General features: G+C 57.0%; 17 protein-coding genes. 2 read left to right on the top strand and 15 right to left on the bottom strand.

Going from position 1 to position 18,863, the window contains the following annotated elements; translation table 11 throughout:
• The first annotated feature begins 3 nt into the window (after window positions 1-3).
• Window positions 4-2,157 (top strand): phosphate acetyltransferase, encoded by a 2,154-nt coding sequence (pta, locus tag Q669_RS12330; protein WP_036149660.1) that lies wholly within the window; start codon window positions 4-6, stop codon window positions 2,155-2,157.
• Window positions 2,158-2,190: 33 nt separating this feature from the next.
• On the opposite strand, the gene der is transcribed toward pta, so the two are convergent.
• The 13 genes from der to trmJ all read right to left on the bottom strand — a co-directional run bounded on the left by der (window position 2,191) and on the right by trmJ (window position 14,941).
• On the bottom strand, window positions 2,191-3,612 hold the full coding sequence (gene der, locus Q669_RS12335; protein WP_022992486.1) for a ribosome biogenesis GTPase Der: 1,422 nt from the start codon (window positions 3,610-3,612) through the stop codon (window positions 2,191-2,193).
• Between the two features lie 79 nt (window positions 3,613-3,691).
• On the bottom strand, window positions 3,692-4,861 hold the full coding sequence (bamB, locus tag Q669_RS12340; RefSeq protein WP_022992487.1) for an outer membrane protein assembly factor BamB: 1,170 nt from the start codon (window positions 4,859-4,861) through the stop codon (window positions 3,692-3,694).
• Window positions 4,861-5,514, bottom strand: coding sequence for a YfgM family protein (locus Q669_RS12345; RefSeq protein ID WP_014421737.1), 654 nt, complete (start codon window positions 5,512-5,514; stop codon window positions 4,861-4,863). Before Q669_RS12345 ends, bamB begins: the two co-directional genes overlap by 1 nt.
• A 47-nt stretch (window positions 5,515-5,561) precedes the next feature.
• The gene (gene hisS / locus Q669_RS12350; protein WP_200861803.1) at window positions 5,562-6,839 is read right to left on the bottom strand and encodes a histidine--tRNA ligase; all 1,278 of its coding nucleotides are present in this window, start codon (window positions 6,837-6,839) and stop codon (window positions 5,562-5,564) included.
• 33 nt (window positions 6,840-6,872) lie between these two features.
• Entirely contained in the window at window positions 6,873-7,991 is a 1,119-nt protein-coding gene (ispG, locus tag Q669_RS12355) for a flavodoxin-dependent (E)-4-hydroxy-3-methylbut-2-enyl-diphosphate synthase (protein WP_011784636.1), read from the bottom strand.
• 37 nt (window positions 7,992-8,028) lie between these two features.
• Window positions 8,029-9,051 (bottom strand): RodZ domain-containing protein, encoded by a 1,023-nt coding sequence (locus tag Q669_RS12360; RefSeq protein WP_022992490.1) that lies wholly within the window; start codon window positions 9,049-9,051, stop codon window positions 8,029-8,031.
• A complete protein-coding gene (gene pilW / locus Q669_RS12365) occupies window positions 9,041-9,844 on the bottom strand; it encodes a type IV pilus biogenesis/stability protein PilW (RefSeq protein ID WP_022992491.1) in 804 nt (267 codons plus the stop codon). The genes Q669_RS12360 and pilW overlap by 11 nt, the downstream gene beginning before the upstream one ends.
• A gap of 38 nt (window positions 9,845-9,882) precedes the next feature.
• Window positions 9,883-10,992: a 23S rRNA (adenine(2503)-C(2))-methyltransferase RlmN gene (gene rlmN / locus Q669_RS12370; protein WP_011784633.1), complete on the bottom strand. Its 1,110-nt coding sequence runs from the start codon at window positions 10,990-10,992 to the stop codon at window positions 9,883-9,885.
• Window positions 10,993-11,056: 64 nt separating this feature from the next.
• Window positions 11,057-11,485 (bottom strand): nucleoside-diphosphate kinase, encoded by a 429-nt coding sequence (ndk, locus tag Q669_RS12375; protein WP_011784632.1) that lies wholly within the window; start codon window positions 11,483-11,485, stop codon window positions 11,057-11,059.
• Window positions 11,486-11,554: 69 nt separating this feature from the next.
• Window positions 11,555-12,703 carry an IscS subfamily cysteine desulfurase gene (locus Q669_RS12380; protein WP_022992492.1) on the bottom strand — a complete coding sequence of 383 codons (1,149 nt, stop codon included), beginning with the start codon at window positions 12,701-12,703 and terminating at the stop codon, window positions 11,555-11,557.
• 20 nt (window positions 12,704-12,723) lie between these two features.
• Window positions 12,724-13,221, bottom strand: a complete 498-nt coding sequence (gene iscR, locus Q669_RS12385; protein ID WP_011784630.1) for a Fe-S cluster assembly transcriptional regulator IscR — start codon at window positions 13,219-13,221, stop codon at window positions 12,724-12,726.
• Window positions 13,222-13,299: 78 nt separating this feature from the next.
• A complete protein-coding gene (gene cysE, locus Q669_RS12390; RefSeq protein WP_014421741.1) occupies window positions 13,300-14,079 on the bottom strand; it encodes a serine O-acetyltransferase in 780 nt (259 codons plus the stop codon).
• A gap of 4 nt (window positions 14,080-14,083) precedes the next feature.
• Window positions 14,084-14,941 (bottom strand): tRNA (cytosine(32)/uridine(32)-2'-O)-methyltransferase TrmJ, encoded by an 858-nt coding sequence (gene trmJ, locus Q669_RS12395; RefSeq protein ID WP_051995610.1) that lies wholly within the window; start codon window positions 14,939-14,941, stop codon window positions 14,084-14,086.
• A gap of 191 nt (window positions 14,942-15,132) precedes the next feature.
• Here trmJ and Q669_RS12400 point away from each other — a divergent pair, with 191 nt between their 5' ends.
• On the top strand, window positions 15,133-15,933 hold the full coding sequence (locus Q669_RS12400; RefSeq protein ID WP_036149661.1) for an inositol monophosphatase family protein: 801 nt from the start codon (window positions 15,133-15,135) through the stop codon (window positions 15,931-15,933).
• A 75-nt stretch (window positions 15,934-16,008) separates the two neighbouring features.
• Here the strand turns inward: Q669_RS12400 and secF are convergent, their stop codons facing one another.
• Entirely contained in the window at window positions 16,009-16,959 is a 951-nt protein-coding gene (secF, locus tag Q669_RS12405) for a protein translocase subunit SecF (protein ID WP_022992495.1), read from the bottom strand.
• Window positions 16,952-18,826: a protein translocase subunit SecD gene (gene secD, locus Q669_RS12410; protein WP_022992496.1), complete on the bottom strand. Its 1,875-nt coding sequence runs from the start codon at window positions 18,824-18,826 to the stop codon at window positions 16,952-16,954. The genes secF and secD overlap by 8 nt, the downstream gene beginning before the upstream one ends.
• Between the last annotated feature and the right edge of the window lie 37 nt (window positions 18,827-18,863).

Raw genomic sequence — 18,863 nt, forward strand, 5'->3', positions numbered from 1 at the left:
ATCATGGCAAAAAGTCTTTTCATAGCCCCAACCTCTCTTGACTCCGGCCTGACATCCGTATGCCTAGGTCTTCTGCGCGCCCTGGAACGGGAAGGAGTGAGCGTCGGCTTTTACAAACCATTCAGTCAGTCCGTACACAGAGGCGAAGCGCTTCATAACGACGGCAAGGATTCTTCGGTGGCCTTTGTGCGTGCCCGCAGCCACCTCGAACCACCCGACCCGATTCCCCTGAAACAAGCCCAGCAGCTGTTGAACCACGGCAAAGCAGACCTGCTGATGGAGAACGTCGTCGGTGAATACCAGAAAGTCGCCAACGAAGCGGATGTGGTCATCATTGAAGGATTGGTTCCGGACAGAACCGAAGCCTATATCGCGCGGCTGAACGTGGAAGTCGCCCGCAATCTCGGTTCCGAAGTGATCCTGGTGAGCACACCGAAGAGCTGCACTGCCAGCGAGCTCGATGATGACCTGGATTTCTCCTCGCGCCTGTTTGCTGCACCGTCGGATCCGGACGTGATTGCGGTCATTCTTAACAAGGTGGGAGAACCACAGAAGTCCGGTATGGCACTGGATCATCCGCCGGCAAGTGAAGCCACTGAAACCGATTATCACACCTCCTGCAAAGTATTCGCGAACGGCCGCTTCCAGTTGCTGGCGCAGATTCCCTGGCAACCCCAACTGCTGGCACCCCGGGTCTCTGATGTGGCGCGAGAGCTTGGTGTTCCGGTACTGCACGAAGGGCAAATGCACTCACGGCGGGTGCAGCGGGTATCAGTGTGCGCCAGATCCATCCGCAACATGACCGACACCCTCAAGCCAGGCACTCTGATGGTCACGCCTGGTGATCGCGAGGATATTGTGGTGGCCACGGCCGTTGCCGCCCTCAATGGTGTCCCGCTTGCCGGACTGATGCTGACAGGCGGCCTGATGCCGGACGAACGGGTTATAGAGTTGTGTCGGCGAGCACTGGACACCGGTTTGCCAGTGCTGAGCTCGGAAACCAATACCTACGAGAGCGCCCACCTTTTGGCAAATCTGTCTTCAGCCATTCCCATTGACGATCCGGAGCGTATTGAAGAAGCCATGGAATCTGTGGCCCGGCGAATCAACACCCAGTGGCTGCAGGAGCACCTGAAAGTTCAGCGCCAACGTCGGCTCTCGCCTCCGGCATTCCGTTATCAGCTATCGGAGAGAGCCCGGGCTGCAGCCAAGCGGATCGTCTTGCCAGAAGGCAGTGAACCCAGAACCATTCAGGCAGCCATTATCTGCCATCAACGTAACCTCGCTCATTGCGCGCTGATCGGTGATCCACACGAAATTCGCTCAGTCGCCGCCTCCCAGGGCGTGGAACTGCCAAATGACCTGGAAATCATAGACCCGCAATCGGTGCGCGAGCGTTACGTGGCACCCATGGTGGAGCTGAGAAAGCATAAAGGCCTGACACCGGATATGGCCGAAGCCATGCTGGAGGATAACGTCGTTCTGGGTACCATGATGGTGGCCATGGACGAAGCCGACGGACTGGTATCCGGCGCTATTCATACCACGGCCAACACCGTGCGCCCTGCCCTCCAGCTGATCAAGACCCATGACAACGCCAAGGTGGTGTCATCGGTGTTCTTCATGTTGTTACCGCAACAGGTGCTGGTATATGGCGACTGCGCCATCAACCCAGACCCGAATGCCGAGGAACTGGCCGATATTGCCATACAGAGTGCCGAATCTGCTGAAGCCTTTGGTATTGAACCTGTGGTTGCGATGATCAGCTACAGTACCGGCGAGTCCGGCAGCGGTGAGGATGTCGACAAGGTTCGCGAAGCCACCCGCATTGCCCGGGAACGGCGCCCGGATCTGCTCATTGACGGACCGCTGCAATACGATGCTGCGGCGATTGAGAGCGTGGCAAAATCCAAAGCCCCGGGCAGCAAGGTAGCCGGCAAGGCTACCGTGTTTGTGTTCCCGGACCTGAACACGGGCAACACCACCTACAAGGCGGTGCAGCGCAGTGCCAATGTCGTCAGCGTGGGGCCCATGCTCCAGGGCTTGCGAAAACCTGTAAACGACCTGTCCCGCGGGGCCCTGGTGGAAGATATTGTCTTCACCATTGCCCTGACGGCAGTACAGGCAAAACAGGTCGCCGATGCAGGAGCCGCCTGATCAGGGCTCCTGGCAGGGACTAGCCCCGGCAGATCAGCGTTTAACGCTTTTCTGCCGGGTCTTCTTGATCCGACGGCCTTTCTTCAGGTCGTTGTCTTTCTTGACCTTTTGCCGAGGCGTCAGACGGTCGACCTTGGTTGCGAAGGGATTTTCGCCTGACTTGAATTCAAACCGTATCGGCGCGCCCACGACTTTCAGCACCTTTCTGAAGGTGTTTTCAAGGTAACGCTTGTAAGCACCGGGCAGTGAATCCACCTGATTACCATGCACCACCACAACCGGCGGGTTGGAGCCACCCTGGTGAGCGTATCGCAGCTTGATGCGGCGACCATGAACCATCGGCGGCTGGTGTTGAGCAACGGCATCCTGAAGGATTGCAGTCAACCGGTTGGTTGGCCACTTTGACATCGCGGATTCATAGCAGGCCTGGACCGACTCATACATGGTTCCCACGCCCGTGCCGTGCAGTGCCGAGATATAATACTTGTCCGCGTAATCCAGGAAATCCAGGCGCCTGGCTACCTGCTCTTTTACCCGTTCACGGTCTTCCGGATCCATGCCGTCCCATTTGTTGATGGCGATCACCAGTGAGCGGCCCGCATCCAGTACAAACCCGATCAGGTGCAGATCCTGGTCTACCAGCCCCTCCCGGGCATCGATCACCAGAATCACGACATGAGCATCATCAATCGCCTGCAGTGTCTTGATAATGGAGAACTTCTCCACCGCCTCGCGAACATTCTTTCGGCGACGAACCCCGGCAGTGTCAATCAAGGTATACTCATGGCCCTGGCGCTCATAGGGAATGTAAACGCTGTCGCGGGTAGTGCCCGGCATGTCGTACACCACCACCCGATCTTCACCGAGCATGCGGTTAACCAGGGTAGACTTGCCCACATTCGGCCGTCCCACCACACCAATCCGGATACCCGGGTAACGATCCGCCCGGTCCTGGTCTTCCGGATTTTCCGGTTCCGGCAGCAGCGCTTCCAGCAAAGACAGGATGCCGCGGTTATGGGCCGCCGCAATCAGAAACGTGGATTCAAACCCCAGACTGTAGAAGTCCGCTGCCGCCACGTCCGGATCCTGGCCATCGGTCTTGTTAACCACCAGATGAGCCTGTTTGCCCGATTTGCGCAGATAATCCGCGATCATTTCATCGCCGGCGGTCAGTCCTGCCCGACCGTCCACAAGAAACAGGACAATGTCCGCTTCTTCTACCGCCTGCATTGACTGGCGAGCCATTTCGGCGTCAATACCGGCTTCGTCACCGGTCAGGCCGCCCGTATCGATAACGATGAACTTCTGGCCTTCGTAGTTGCCCTCACCGTATTTACGGTCCCGGGTCAGCCCGGGGAAGTCCGCTACGAGAGCATCCCTGGAGCGGGTCATCTGGTTAAACAACGTGGACTTACCAACGTTGGGGCGGCCTACAAGGGCGATAACTGGGGTCATATTGATCTGCTATTCAAGAAACCAGAAACCCGGCACGCAGGCTGAAGCCTGGGCCGGGCATAAACTTGTCGGGGCGTACTCAGTCGTCCTGTTCAATTCTCAGGACGGCCATCTTTCCGCCATTTCCATAAACCAGCAGGTTACCATCTTCGATCACCTGAACTGGTACGCGGATACCGTCACTATCGAACTCACGCTGGCCCTGCAGACTGCCATCGGAGGTCGACAGCACGTGCAGGTAGCCTTCAAAGTCGCCTACCACGAGGTAATCACCGGAGACAGCCGGCCGGGTCAGCTGGCGCCAGGACAGGCTATCCTGAACCCAAAGCTCTCGCCGGTCGCTGCCACGGAGCGCTACGATATCGCCATTGGCGGAGGACAGAAAGATATTGCCGTTACCAATCGCAGGCGAGTAGAAGCTTGATGCCCGGCGGCTCCAGATTTCCTGCCCGGAACGAATATCCACCAGTGCCAGCTTACCCTGATAACCGACGACCATAATGGCCGAATCCAGAACCAGCGGCTGGCCGCCGATATCCACCAGGCGTTCCAGTTCGGTACGACCCTGGGGCTGACCGACCTCATACTGCCACACTGGCTGCCCGTCCGAGGCGGTGAGTGCAATGACACGACCGTTGGCAAACGAGGAGATCACAATGTCGCCGCCCACCAACGGTGCAGCTGCGGTGCGCACGGTCAGTACCGGCACTTGAGCCTCGTATTGCCAGCGGCGTTCTCCGGTCTCTGCGTCGTGGGCAATCACACGACCATCGGTGGTTTGCACCACCACGAGGTTACCGTTGGATTGAGGCGCAGCCAGAACCTCGGTGGGCAGAGGTACCCGCCAGGCCTCGGTACCGTCCTCCGACGACACGGCCACCAGTTCCGCATCCCGGGTGACCAGGTAAAGGTGCCGGGCATCAGCGCCCGGTCCGGCAAAAAACCGTTCATCGTAGTCTTTCTGCCAGATAACCTCACCATCCGCCGGCCTGACCGTCGCAACAATCCCGTCTGCGGAAGCCGCGTAAATCACGTCGCCGGCGTAAAGAGGCGCGATCTGAAGCAGCTGATCGTCATGACCATCACCAACAGACATGCTCCATACCGTATCCAGCTCAACGGTTTCGGTGATTTCAGGTACCGGAGCGGGTTGCTCAAAAGTGTCTGTACTACTGCACCCGGCGATTCCGACCAACAGACCACAAAAAACCGAGCCAAGCCCGACCTTGAGCGCGCGCCCAACGAACATCAAGCGTCCTCCCCGACACCGAGGTCTGACAGCTTCAGTTCAAGAACACCGCTACGACCCTGCTGGCTCTGCTCACGTGCCGCCAGGTACGCCTCACGCGCACCGTCCCGGTCGCCCTTGGCCAACAGAACATCGCCTTTCAGCTCGGAGAAGATGGCCGCGAAGGCATCCGCGTCTGTGGCATTGTCCAGGGTGGCAAGCGCGGCATCGTGTTCGCCAGCGGCAAACTGGGCTCGGGCAAGACGGTTACGAATCACCAGCTCCAGAGCCGGATGACCGGCCGATTTTTCCAGCGCCCAGTTCAGTGATTCAACAGCGGCCGCGGGATCCTCACCTTCAACCATCTGCTGCCGTGCCAGAACCAGATTGCCATAGATGGCATAGGCGCTGTCGCCGTGTTCGTCTCGCAGTGTCTCCGCCACAAAACCTACAGTGTCGGCCGACTCATCATCTGCAGAGGAGAACGCGTTCAGCAGGTTGGCAAACTGATTAGCGGCTTCGGCGCGTTGTTGCGCCTGATGGTTCTGCCAGGCCTGCCATCCGAAGACGATGGCCAGAGCCGCACCAATACCGATGAGCAGCGAGCTTCCGTTATTTTTCCACCAGTCCTTGATTGCCTGAACCTGTTCTTCTTCGGTGCGCAACTCCGCCATGAAAACTCCTGTTATTCGTTAAAACTGCCTGTTTATATAGACTCTGCTTACAACAAACCGGCAAGCACAGCTGCCAGATCTGCCTGAGCGACTTCCTGTTGGGGCTGATCGTCACGTAACGGCTTGAGCCCCGCCGTGGCCTGAGCGATTTCGTTTTCCCCCAGAATCACCGCAAAGCGTGCGCCACTGCGGTCTGCTTTTTTCATCTGACTCTTGAAGCTGCCGCCACCGCAGTGTGAGACGACAATCCGGCCTGGCAATTCATTTCGTAGCGTTTCTGCCAACGCCATCGCCGGGGCTACCGCCTGGTCCCCCATGGCTGTAACGTAAACATCGGCTTGATTGTTCACATGTTCGGGGACCAGTTCCAGGGTTTCCAGTAGCAGAATCAGTCGCTCCAGCCCCATGGCGAAGCCCACCGCTACGGTGGGTTTGCCTCCAAGTTGCTCCACCAGACCATCGTAACGGCCACCGGCACAGATCGTGCCCTGGGCACCCAGGCTGTCGGTAATCCACTCGAACACGGTTTTGCCGTAATAGTCCAGTCCGCGCACCAGGGCCGGGTTTACCGTGTAGGCAACGCCCGCCGCATCCAGCATCGCTTTCAGTTGTTCAAAATGCTGGCGCGATTCATCATCCAGATAGTCGTCCAGGCTCGGTGCGCCCTGCAAAATCTCCCTCGTGGCCGGATCCTTGCTGTCCAGTATCCGCAAAGGATTCGTGGTTAACCGGCGTTTGCTGTCATCGTCGAGCTTATCCTGATATTGCTCCAGATAGGCAACCAGGGCCTGACGGTAGACTTTCCGGGAGTCGCTGGTACCGATGGAGTTGATCTCGAGTCTGGCATGGTCGGACAACCCCAGGGCGCTCCACAGGCGCGCCGTCAGGATCAACAGCTCGGCATCAATGTCAGGGCCGGCCATACCGAAGCATTCCACACCAATCTGATGAAACTGGCGGTAACGGCCTTTCTGCGGCCGCTCATGCCGGAACATCGGACCCGTGTACCAAAGCCGCCGGGTCTGATTAAAGAGCAGCCCATGCTCTTCCGCTGCACGCACGCACCCGGCCGTGCCTTCGGGCCGCAGAGTAAGGCTATCGCCGTTGCGGTCTTCAAAGGTATACATCTCTTTTTCGACGATGTCAGTGACTTCACCGATCGATCGTTTGAACAACTCGGTATGTTCGACCACTGGCATACGGATTTCCTGATAGCCGTACTGCCCGAGAACCCGTCGAACGGTGGACTCAACGTACTGCCAGACCGGGGTCTGGTCCGGAAGAATATCGTTCATCCCCCGGATTGCCTGAATCTTTGCCAAAATAATATCCTGATAGGTTTCTGAAATCGGTTCTGATCAGTCTGAGGACTTGGCGATGACTGCGCTGTCCTGGTCCTCGCGCCGTGACACTTCCTCGCGAATCAGGCGTTCAAGGTCGTCCACCAGCGTTGCGTTGTCCAGCTTCTGGTTTGGCTTTCCGGCCATATAAAACAGGTTTTTCGGTGTGCCACCGGTCAGACCGATATCCGCTACCTTTGCCTCACCGGGACCATTAACAATACAGCCAATAATGGCCACATCCATAGAGGTGTTCACATCCTCAAGCCGGGCTTCCAGATCATTCATGGTCTGGATAACGTCAAAGTTCTGACGGGAACAGCTTGGACAGGCTATAAAGTTAATGCCGCGGCTGCGTAACCGAAGACTTTTGAGAATGTCGAAGCCGACTTTGATTTCCTGAACCGGATCGGCGGCAAGGGAAACCCGAATGGTGTCCCCAATGCCATCCATCAACAGCATGCCCAGGCCAATGGAGGACTTGACCGTGCCGGAACGGAATCCACCGGCCTCAGTGATACCAAGGTGCAGCGGTTGCTCAATCTGGGAGGCGATAAGGCGGTAGGCCGCGACGGTCATGAACACTTCCGACGCTTTCAGGCTGACCTTGAAGTCCTGAAAATCGTGTTTGTCCAGGATGTCGATATGACGCATGGCCGACTCTACCAGCGCTTCCGGCGTGGGCTCGCCGTATTTGCGTTGAAGCGCTTTTTCCAGTGAACCCGCGTTTACGCCGATCCTGATCGGAATGTTGCGGTCCCGGGCAGCACTGATTACCGCACTGACCCGATCGTCCCGGCCAATGTTACCGGGATTGATGCGCAGGCAGTCCACACCAAGCTCTGCAACTCGGAGCGCTATCTTGTAGTCAAAATGGATATCGGCCACCAACGGTAACGAGACCTGCTGGCGAATCTTGCCAAAGGCCTCAGCCGCCTCCATGGACGGAACCGACACCCGTACGATATCAGCTCCGGCCTCCTGGATAGCCTTGATCTGTGTGACTGTTGCGTCTACATCGCAGGTATTGGTATTGGTCATGCTCTGCACCGCAATGGGCGCATCGCCGCCAACGGGAACATTACCTACCATGATCTGACGGGATTTACGTCTTTTGATCGGAGACTCTTGTTTCATGGGATTCAACCAGAAATCTTTGGGAAGAAAATTCTGCTCAGGGCTCGAGCGTAAACTCTGACCGATTGTTTACGACGCGAAAATTACCAAGATCCATCGGTTCGCCCTGGAATTCCAGGGACTCCACCGCGCTCATGGCGCCCACCACAACTCTGAGCGGTGGCTGTCCGCTCACGTCCAGGGCATCGCCCTCTCGGCGTAACGCACTGGCCAGTCGATTGCCCGCACCATCTGTGACCTGAATCCAGCAGTCGTCACTGAACGTCATGGCCAACCTCACGGTTTCAACCGGGGCCTCCATCACTTCAGACTCAGTCAGAGCGGGATCCGGGGATTGCGCAACAACAGGCGGCTGTTCCACCGAAGGCTGCTCTGACAGCAACTCTTCCTGGCCGAAGCTTCCACTCTCGGTCGGTTCGCTCAGAGCTTCAGTATCCGTCACAGCGCCATTCTCTGTTTCAACGTTTCCGACTGAACTGGTGCCTGAATCCATCTGTTCCGGTTCGGCCGGCTGTTCAGCCTCTTCGATAACGGAGGGCGCATCTTCCGGTTCAGGACTGGCATCGCTAACGGCCTCGCCACTCTGTGCTTCCAGAGACTCCGAGATACCGTCGGCATTACTTTGAACCGGCTCCGACATCGGTTTTACGAGATAGCTATACGCCAGAAAGCCAACTACCCCGAGGAATGCCAGCAACACAACCAGTTTGGCAATCTGCCGCTTGCGTTTTTTCTTGCGCTCGATATCAACCAGAGGATTGGACTGGTGTTCCTGCTCCCGCTGCTGACGCAGGGGCTCAAGTTCCGAGTCGAGCGCTGCAATCAGGGCGTCTGCATTCAGTTGCACCTGGCGGGCATAAGTTCGAACATACCCTTTGAGAAACAACTCGGTATCAACCTTGCTGTAATCACCTTCCTCGATGGACTGGATTACCGAAGGGCGCAGGTGTTGCTGATCTGCAATGTCTGAAACGCTGAGCCCGAGCTTTTCCCGGGCGCGCCTTAGCTGCTGGCCAACCGAGGCCTCGGAAGCTGGCTGTGACTGCTCCTCACCGGTCATTGGCAATCAGTACCTTATATTGTTGATATTCGACAGATTCCGGATACTCGTTTCTGAGCAATAGTGCCAGGCTGGCTTCCTGATCCCTGTCCTGGAAATGCCGGGCAATCCGGATACCGGTATACAGACTCTCCGGTGAATGCGTCAACCGGGTGTTGCGCTGTATCATGGTCTGAAGACGGCTGTAGTATCGAGAGGCCTGAGAAAAGTCACCCTGCTCAACCAGCACCCGAGAGAGGGACAACAGGGTGCGGGCCTCGCCCCGCGTGAGCTCCACAGCACGCCGATAGGCGGCTTCGGCCGATTCCAGCGAACCAAGCCGTTCTTCTGTCAGCCCGAGGTTATAAAAAACGGCTCCCCGGTCTTTATACTCCGTATCACGCGAGGCAGTCCGGAACTGGTCCCGGGCCTCCTCAAACCGTTTGAGGCTATACAGGAAAGCACCGTAATACACTCTTCCCCGGGTATAGTCTCCATCTGAGGCTATGGCATCCCGGAAACTTTTTTCCGCCAGATTTTCCTCACCCTCGGCGCTCAACACCAGGCCCCGGGCAGCAAGTGCCGGTGCGCTTCGGCTGTCGATTTCTAACGCCCGCTCCAGGTGGTCACGGGCACGATCCAGATTCCCCTGACCAATGTAGGCAGTCGCCAGTTGAACATAATTGTTGAGGGCTTTCTGTCGGTCGGCTTCACGGCTGAACCGGCTATCGGTGGTGGTGACACAGCCCGATAACATGACCCCGATAACCAGAACCACAGCGGAAACGAGTTTCACGGTAACGTCCTTTGCCATCAACAAACACCTTCTCCTGTTGTCTCACCCGACGGTTATCAGGGGTTGACCTGTTGTACTGCGATATAACGCTGGCTTCTGCGCGTCCGGTCTTCGACCCGCCCTACCAACTGACCGCAGGCGGCATCGATATCGTCTCCGCGGGTGGTGCGGATCGTCGTGACATAACCGGCCTCGTTGAGCACGGTCTGGAACCTCCGGGTTGCGTTCATGCTTGGCCGGCGGAAATCACTTTCCGGAAACGGATTGAACGGAATCAGGTTGATCTTGCAGGGCAACCCTTTTAACAACACCACCAGCTCCCGGGCGTGTTCCGGTTGATCATTCACTCCTTCAATCACCGTGTACTCAATCGTGGCTTTGCGCTTGTCCGGCAATCGTGAAAGGTAGCGCCGGGTCGCGGCCAACAGTTCCGCAATCGGGTATTTCTTGTTCAGGGGAACCAACTGGTTTCTCAATTCATCATTAGGTGCATGGAGTGAGATGGCCAGTGAAACATCGGTAACTTCGCCGAGACGATCCAGTGCTGGCACCACTCCGGATGTACTGAGCGTTACCCGACGCTTTGAGATGCCGTAAGCGAGATCTTCCATCATGAGATTCATGGCATCGACCACGTTCTCAAAATTAAGCAGGGGCTCGCCCATCCCCATCATCACCACGTTGGTGATAGGTCGGTCATTGGGATCGAACGGCATGAACGCCCGTCGTGCAACCCATACCTGACCAATGATCTCGGCGGCCGTCAGATTACGGTTAAAACCACGCTTGCCAGTAGAGCAGAAGGTACAGTCGAGGCTGCAACCGATTTGCGACGACACGCACAGAGTTCCACGCTCGCCATCCGGAATCAGGACGGTTTCAACGCTGTTGCCGTTATCCATGCGCATGACCCATTTCCGGGTACCGTCTTTTGATGTCTCATCATAGACGACCTCGGGGCCACGAATCTCGGCAACTTCCTTGAGCTGTTCGCGCAGCGACTTGCTCATATTGGTCATTTGATCGAAGTCATCAACACCGCGCTGATGCATCCACTGGAGAACCTGCTGGGCACGGAAACGCTTTTCCCCCAGGGTTTCAAAAAACGCCTCCAGTTTTGCCTTGGGCATTCCCAGAAGATTGACTTTTTCGGCGGCGCCCGTCATCACATAACCTCGATCAGATAACCAATTCAGGGGCACCCTGCCGGGCACCCCTGAAACAACAACCTCAGCCGCGCGGGCAGATTTCGTTGTCGTTGAAGAAATAAGCCACTTCACGCTCAGCGGAGGCAGCAGAGTCAGAACCATGGACAGCGTTGGCGTCGATGGAGGAAGCAAAATCCGCACGAATGGTGCCAGCTTCCGCTTCTTTAGGGTTGGTAGCACCCATCAGCTCACGATTCTTCAGGATAGCACCCTCGCCTTCCAGCACCTGAACCACAACCGGGCCAGAGGTCATGAATGCAACCAGATCATTAAAGAACGGGCGCTCTTTGTGCTCGGCGTAAAAGCCCTCAGCCTGCTCCTGAGTAAGGTGCATCATCTTGGCAGCAACGATTTTCAGGTCCGCCTTCTCGAAACGGCTGTAGATTTCGCCGATCACGTTCTTGGCGACTGCGTCGGGCTTGATAATGGAGAGCGTGCGCTCGTTTGCCATGGTATTTCTCCAGTTAGTTCAGGGTTGAAAATTCAGAGGTGGGATTATACGCAGTCAGGGTGCAACTGCCTACCGCACCGAGCGAAGTCGCTCCACAACTTCAATAATCTGGGAACAGGCAAATGCAACCTCCTCTTCGGTGGTGAACCTGCCAAAGGAGAACCTGAGCGCCCGGTGAGCCAGCTCATCGCTGACGCCTATTCCTCGCAATACATAAGAAGGCTCGACCGTTGCTGAAGCGCAGGCGGAGCCCGAGGACACCGCAAGGTTGCGAAGGCCGAGCATCAACGACTCGGCTTCAACACCCTCAAACGACAGATTGACAATACCCGGCACACGATGTTCCCGACTGCCATTAAAGTGAACTCCGTCAAGCCCCTCAAGCCCGTCCAGGAACGCCGCGCGCATCTGTTCCAGTTTACTTATTTCGGCATCAAGCCCGGTACGTGCCAGCTCGAAGGCCCGCCCCATGCCCACGATCTGATGCGTCGCCAGTGTGCCCGATCGCATGCCGCGCTCATGTCCACCGCCATGCATCTGTGCTGCAATGCGAACCTCCGGCGCTCGCCGGACATACAGCGCCCCTACGCCTTTCGGGCCATAAACCTTGTGAGCCGAAAGAGAGAGCAAATCCACCTCAAGATCCGCAACATCCACTGGCAGCTTGCCGGCGGCCTGGGCGGCATCAACATGAAACAGCACGCCACGCTTTCTCAAGCACCGGCCGATTGCGCGGATGTCGGTCAGCGACCCAAGCTCATTGTTGACCATCATCAGGCTGACCAGGGCCGTATTATCCCGAAGGGCGGATTCGACAGCCTCAACGGACACCCTGCCATCAACTCCCGGCTCCAGCCAGGTAACCTCAATGCCCTGCTGCTCCAGCCACTTACAGGTATCAATGACAGCCTTGTGCTCAATGCGGGATGTCACGATATGGGGATTATCGCGTAGCTCCGCCACACCCTTGATGGCAAGATTGTCAGATTCCGTGGCTCCGGAAGTCCAGACAATCTCCCGGGGGTCTGCGTGGATCAGATCCGCCACCTGTCGACGAGCATTTTCAACGGCGGCTTCGGCCTGCCAGCCATAACCATGAGAACGGGAAGCCGGATTGCCAAACACCCCATCCAGGGTCAGGTACTTCATCATGTCTTCAGCAACGGCGGGATCAACGGGCGTCGTCGCCGCATAGTCCAGATAGACGGGCTTTTTCATAGGCAAAAGAGGTCGGGTTATCAGGCCGTGGCCTGGTCAGTCAGTCTTTGGGTATTGATAGCGTCGGCACTTTCATCAGACTGCTTGCGGTTCTGACGATCAGCCACTTGCCGGATCTCGTGTTTGCGCATCAGATCCCCGAGACTGATTTCACTCAGGAATTGATGAATCTGGTCACTGAGATCAGACCAGAGATGGTGGGTAAGGCATTTCTCGCCGTTCTGGCAGTCACCTTTGTTACCGCAACGCGTAGTATCAAGGGACTCACTCACAGCGTCGACCACTTCGGCCACGAAAACCTCATCTGCGGAGCGGCTCAGGCGATAACCGCCACCGGGGCCACGCACACTTACCACCAATTTCTGCCTGCGCAGTCGAGAGAACAGCTGCTCCAGGTAAGAAAGGGAAATTTCCTGTCGGGCTGAAATATCCGCCAGACTCACCGGCCCCTGCCCTGCATGCAGCGCAAGATCCAGCATTGCCGTAACGGCATAGCGGCCTTTCGTGGTCAGTTTCATAACCTCAGCCCCAATGATGGGATTGAATCTCGATTCACTGGAGCGAGTATGAATTGACCAACTAAAACAGTCAAGTATTCAGCCACGCTCCCGCTCATCAGACTCATCGCGAACGCAGTCGAAATCCTCATCATGCAAGGGAGGCAGCTCGCCATTCTGATACTCGGCGTTCACCTTGCGAAGCGCCTTGCACATATTCTCAATCCGATCATCCACCGCATGCATGTGGTCCAGCAATGCCCTGACCGATCTAGCGACCGGGTCCGGCATTTCCTCGGTTACGCCGTAGGCGTCGAAACCCATACGCTCCTCCATCTCCTTGCGGCGCACGTCGTCTTCACCTTTGCGTTTGACGATGACCCTGCCCGGTATGCCTACCACGGTTGCCCCAGGCGGAACCGCCTTGGTCACCACAGAGTTGGAGCCGATCTTCGCACCCTCACCCACCTCAAATGGCCCGAGAATCTTTGCGCCGGCACCCACTACCACACCATTACCGATCGTTGGATGCCGCTTGCCCTTGTTCCAGCTGGTGCCGCCAAGGGTCACACCCTGGTATAGCGTGACATCGTCTCCAATCACCGTGGTTTCACCAATCACCACACCCATGCCATGATCAATAAAGAAGCGGCGACCAATGGTTGCGCCAGGATGAATCTCGATACCGGTAAACCATCTCGCCAGCGTAGAAATCGTCCGCGCCAGCCACTTCAGCCCCATGCTCCACAGCCAGTGGGAGAAGCGATGAAACAACAGCGCGTGCAATCCCGGGTAGTTGGTCAACACCTCAAAGGTGTTCCTCGCCGCCGGATCCCGGTGAAATACGCTTTTTACATCTTCCCGTAAACGCTCAAACATGACGTTATTCCTGCCCCTCATCCACGGCACCAGCCGCTGTCGTGTTCCTGCCCAACCCTTCGCGGGCACCGGCGGCCTTCTGAACCGATGTCAGAATACCCCGGAGAATATTGATTTCCATCTGGTCCAGCTTTGCCCGCTGAAACAACCGGCGCAACCGTGTCATCAACTGCCTGGGGTTCTCCCGGCGATGAAAATCCACATCCTGCAATACCTGCTCGAGATGACCGAAAAATCCTTCAACATCATTCACCGTCGCGGGCGGCACATCCCATCCGCGGTCCCCGGGTTCGACCATGGACTCAAGGTAGGGACTGCTTTCCACCTCTTCAAGCCCACGAAGATAATGCATCCTCAATTCATAACAAACCACCTGCACCGCCATTGCCAGATTCAGTGAGCTGTAGTCCGGGTTCGAGGGAATATGGATGTGATAATGGCAGCGCTGAAGCTCTTCATTGGACAACCCATTGCTCTCACGCCCGAACACCAGGGCGACTGGACCACGAGCACTGTTTTCCGCCGCGGTGACGGCAGCCTGGGGCGGGGAAATAACGGGCCAGGGGACCTTCCGCCCGCGTGCGCTGGTACCCATTACCAGGACACAGTCTGACAACGCCTCATCAAGACTGGAAACTACCTGAGCCCGATCCAGCACATCCGACGCCGATGAAGCCCGGGCATAGGAGGCTTCGTCCGGAAACGACTTTGGGTTCACCAGCCAAAGATTTCCAAGCCCCATGTTTTTCATGGCGCGGGCGACGGCGCCGATATTGCCCGAGTGGGTAGTTTCCACCAGGACGATGCGAACCTGATCATGGTAGGTATCAGTGCTTTCCACCGGCAGCGCGGGCTTGTTCATGGTCATCGGGCCTGTTACTTCAAGAAAAGTGATAAAAGAGCGGCATGATACCAGAATTACCGGCCAACCTGCTCTCCGGAAATGCCGCAACCCCGTGGTATCCGTGCTTTTGCTAAGCCAAAAAACGTACAAGGCGGGGCAGTTTTTGCTATCATGGCCGGCCTTCACACACCCGGATAATGAACACTCAGATGCAACCAGCAATTAAAATGGCCCTGCGCGTTGCCCGCCAGGGATCTGACTACCTGAAAGCCCATTTCGAGCGCCAGGAGCCTAACGGTAAGGATGAGTCCGAACGCCATCGGCAACTGGAGCGAGTGGAGCAGTCCATTTACGACAACTTCACCGAACAACTGGAAAAGGCCTACAAGGATCATGTGATCGCACCTCTGGGCGAGTCCGACGCCGGCAACCACGAAAAAAGCTGGCACATATTCCCGGTTCTCGGCCGCGACAATTTTGTGCGAGGCATTCCCGAATTTGTACTTGCCCTGGCCCAGAAAAAGAACAATCGCACAGAAAACCTGCTGCTGGTTAACCCGATTACCGGCGAAGAGTACTCTGCGAGCCGAGGCCACGGCGCTGTTCTGAACAGCCGCCGCGTGCGCACATCCGAAATAAAAGTGCCCGCCAAGGCAGCACTGGCTACCAACCTCCTCGACCAGGCCCGCCAGGGCGATGACCCCATGATCTGGGGCGAGATGGCAGCCGTACTGGCTCGCGACACCGCCATGTTCCGCACCTCGGGCTGCGTAACACTGGATATCGCGCGAGTGTCTGCTGGTCTGCTGGATGCGGCCGTGATCTTCCGACCACAGGCAGCAGATTTTGATCTGGGCGTAACACTGGCCATGGAGTCCGGCGCCCTGACCGGCGACTTCTCCGGCAACCCAGCAGTTGGAGCCGCCAGGCAACTGGTCGTCGCCAATCCAAAGCTGTTCCGGGAACTGCTCAAAACGCTGCACCCATTCCGGGGTCGACTGCCGCGTTAAGAAAGACAGGGCCACAAAAAAACCGCCAGTCCTCACGGATGGCGGTTTTTTTGTGGCCCGGAAAAGACCCGGAGCTTACATCCGGTTCAACCACTCCGGCGGCTGCTCCTCTTCTTCCTCACCGGAACCCTCTTTCGCGGGAACCATCAGATCTTCGCGGGTCACGCCCATCACCATCAACATGTTCGCGGACACGTAGATGGACGAATAGGTACCGACAACGACACCGATAATCAGGGCAAGCGCGAAGTTATTGATCGCTTCGCCACCGAGGAAATACAGCGCCAGCAACACAACCAGGGTAGTACCGGAAGTGTTAATGGTTCGAGTAATGGTCTCGTGGATAGACTGGTTGATGATGTTCCAAGGCTCACCCACGCGCATCTTACGGAAGTTCTCCCGTATACGGTCAGCCACAACAATGGTGTCGTTCAGGGAATACCCGATAACCGCCAGCAACGCCGCCAGCACTGTCAGATCGAAGGTCCACTGAAACAGCGCGAACACGCCCAGCACAATGATCACGTCGTGCGCCAGAGGAATCACCGAGGCGATACCAAACTTGAACTGAAAGCGCATACCCACGTAGATCAGAACCACCGCGAGCGCGATCAGCAGCCCCAGCCCACTGTCCTCTTTGAGCTCTTCGCCCACCTGAGAACCGACAAATTCAGAGCTGACCAACTCAAGATCAGCACCATCCGCCGTCAGCACGCCGGCCACTTCCAGAGCCAGCTCGTCATTCCCGGCCTCTGCCATCCGGATCAGTACGGTGGTATCGGCTCCGAAATTCTGAACCGCAAACTGCTCGTAGCCCGCCTCGGTAAGGGTGTTTCTGATACCGTCCAGGCTCGGAGCTTCAGCGTATTCGAGCTCCACCGAGGTTCCCCCGGTAAAGTCCATACCCAGATTCAGGCCACGTACCCCCAGCAGCGCAATGGAGGCCACCACCAGAACAATAGAAAGTGCGGAAGCTATCTTCCGCAAGCCCATGAAATCAAACGGCTGCTTTTCCATATCAGGCATTTTCAAGCTTCCCCCCGATGGACAATTTCTCGACCCTGCGACCGCCATAAACCAGATTCACTATACCGCGGCTCACCATCAGGCCCGAGAACATGGAAGTGAGAATACCGATACACAGGGTAACTGCGAAGCCCTTCACCGGTCCGGAGCCCATGGCAAACAGAATGACGGCAACCAGAAGGGTTGTGATATTGGCATCGAAAATCGACACAAAGGCGCGACCATAACCGGCATTAATGGCGCTTTGTGGCGGCACCCCCGCCTTCAGCTCTTCCTTGATACGCTCAAAGATCAGAACGTTCGCATCAACGGCCATACCCACCGTCAGAACGATACCCGCGATACCCGGCAACGTCAGCGTGGCAGATAGGATTGACATGCATGCAACCAGCAACATCAGGTTAAGCGTCAGCGCAACATTGGCCACCAACCCGAAGCCGCGGTAGAACACCAGCATGTAAAGCAACACCAGCCCAAAGCCGAGCATCACCGACATCATCCCGGCATCGATATTCTTCTGCCCCAGGCTTGGCCCGATGGTGCGCTCCTGCACAAAGTACATGGGCGCGGCCAGAGCACCGGCCCTCAGCAACAGTGCGAGCTCAGCCGCTTCGGGGATGGAATCCAGACCAGTAATCCGGAAGCTGCTCCCCAGCGCTGACTGCACTGTCGCCAGGCTGATAATGCCTTTTTCCACGACCCGGTTTTCAGTTTCAACGATTTCTCCGTTGACTTCCCGGGTCTCGGTTTCGGTGCGGTATTCAATGAACAACACCGCCATGCGGCGGCCAATGCTATTGCGTGTCGCCCGATTCATCAGGTCACCACCAACGGAGTCCATGGTGATATTGACCTGCGGCTGGCCATTTTCATCGAACGCTTGCTGGGCATTGGCAACATTGTTACCAGTGGCGATGACATCCCGCTCAAGACGAGCGGTACGCTGTGGATTATCCCGGAAAGGAAACTGTTCGGTCTCGGCGGACGGCGCATCCTGCCGAGCCTCCATCCGGAATTCCAGGTTAGCCGTCGCGCCAAGTACACGCTTGGCCTGGGCGGTATCCTGCACACCTGGCAGCTCTACAATAATGCGGTCTGCCCCCTGGCGCTGAACCAGTGGCTCGGCCACGCCCAGTTCATTCACCCGGTTGCGGATGGTGGTCAGGTTCTGCTCAAGAGCGTATTCCTGGATGTTCCGAACTTCTGCTTCGGACAGCGTCAGCGTCAGCAGAAACTCTTCACCTTCTGTTGTCTCATCCAACAGGAATTCGTTGTACTGATCGCGAACCAGCTCAAACGCCTCGCTACGTGCAGCTTCGTCACGGAAGCTCAGTACAATGCGGGTCTGATCCTCAATGTCGCCACCGCGGTAGCGGATGCGCTCTTCCCTCAGCTCTCGTTTGATCTGACCAGACAACGCTTCCAGACGCTGATTCAATGCCGTTTCCATATCCACCTCCAGGAGGAAGTGAACACCACCACGTAAATCCAGCCCCAGTTTCATTGGGCCTGCTCCAAGGCTGCGCAGCCAGCCTGGCGTTGACGGCGCCATATTCAGGGCCACCAGGTATTCGTTGCCAAGGGCCGCCTGAACAGCGGGGCGTGCCCGCAGCTGGTCATCAGAGCTGGTGAGGCGGATCAGCGCGTCCCGCTCTTCCAACAGGCTTGATTTGACTTCGATGCCTTCCTGCTCAAGCTTGGCAAGGGCGCGATCAAGCACTCGCTGCTCAACTTCGGTGCTGCCACGGGCGCCGGTGATCTGGATAGCGTAATCGTCAGGGAAAAAGTTCGGTAAGGCGTAGATAAAACCAATCACCAGTGCGAACACGATGACCAGGTTTTTCCAGAGAGGATACTTGTTCAGCATGAGAATCCTTCGAGCCGGCAGACGTGCCGGTCTTGGT

Source organism: Marinobacter sp. C1S70, assembly GCF_000475355.1.
Lineage (GTDB): Bacteria > Pseudomonadota > Gammaproteobacteria > Pseudomonadales > Oleiphilaceae > Marinobacter > Marinobacter nauticus.

Bases quoted from the DNA above. Each gene is read 5' to 3' on its own strand.
- Q669_RS12345 (WP_014421737.1), bottom strand. From the start codon at position 5,514: ATGGCGGAGTTGCGCACCGAAGAAGAACAGGTTCAGGCAATCAAGGAC.
- Q669_RS12360 (WP_022992490.1), bottom strand. From the start codon at position 9,051: ATGACCGGTGAGGAGCAGTCACAGCCAGCTTCCGAGGCCTCGGTTGGC.
- ispG (WP_011784636.1), bottom strand. From the start codon at position 7,991: ATGAAACAAGAGTCTCCGATCAAAAGACGTAAATCCCGTCAGATCATG.
- secF (WP_022992495.1), bottom strand. From the start codon at position 16,959: ATGCCTGATATGGAAAAGCAGCCGTTTGATTTCATGGGCTTGCGGAAG.
- cysE (WP_014421741.1), bottom strand. From the start codon at position 14,079: ATGTTTGAGCGTTTACGGGAAGATGTAAAAAGCGTATTTCACCGGGAT.
- iscR (WP_011784630.1), bottom strand. From the start codon at position 13,221: ATGAAACTGACCACGAAAGGCCGCTATGCCGTTACGGCAATGCTGGAT.
- trmJ (WP_051995610.1), bottom strand. From the start codon at position 14,941: ATGAACAAGCCCGCGCTGCCGGTGGAAAGCACTGATACCTACCATGAT.
- der (WP_022992486.1), bottom strand. From the start codon at position 3,612: ATGACCCCAGTTATCGCCCTTGTAGGCCGCCCCAACGTTGGTAAGTCC.
- pta (WP_036149660.1), top strand. From the start codon at position 4: ATGGCAAAAAGTCTTTTCATAGCCCCAACCTCTCTTGACTCCGGCCTG.
- Q669_RS12380 (WP_022992492.1), bottom strand. From the start codon at position 12,703: ATGAAAAAGCCCGTCTATCTGGACTATGCGGCGACGACGCCCGTTGAT.
- bamB (WP_022992487.1), bottom strand. From the start codon at position 4,861: ATGTTCGTTGGGCGCGCGCTCAAGGTCGGGCTTGGCTCGGTTTTTTGT.
- pilW (WP_022992491.1), bottom strand. From the start codon at position 9,844: ATGGCAAAGGACGTTACCGTGAAACTCGTTTCCGCTGTGGTTCTGGTT.
- secD (WP_022992496.1), bottom strand. From the start codon at position 18,826: ATGCTGAACAAGTATCCTCTCTGGAAAAACCTGGTCATCGTGTTCGCA.
- Q669_RS12400 (WP_036149661.1), top strand. From the start codon at position 15,133: ATGCAACCAGCAATTAAAATGGCCCTGCGCGTTGCCCGCCAGGGATCT.
- ndk (WP_011784632.1), bottom strand. From the start codon at position 11,485: ATGGCAAACGAGCGCACGCTCTCCATTATCAAGCCCGACGCAGTCGCC.
- rlmN (WP_011784633.1), bottom strand. From the start codon at position 10,992: ATGACGGGCGCCGCCGAAAAAGTCAATCTTCTGGGAATGCCCAAGGCA.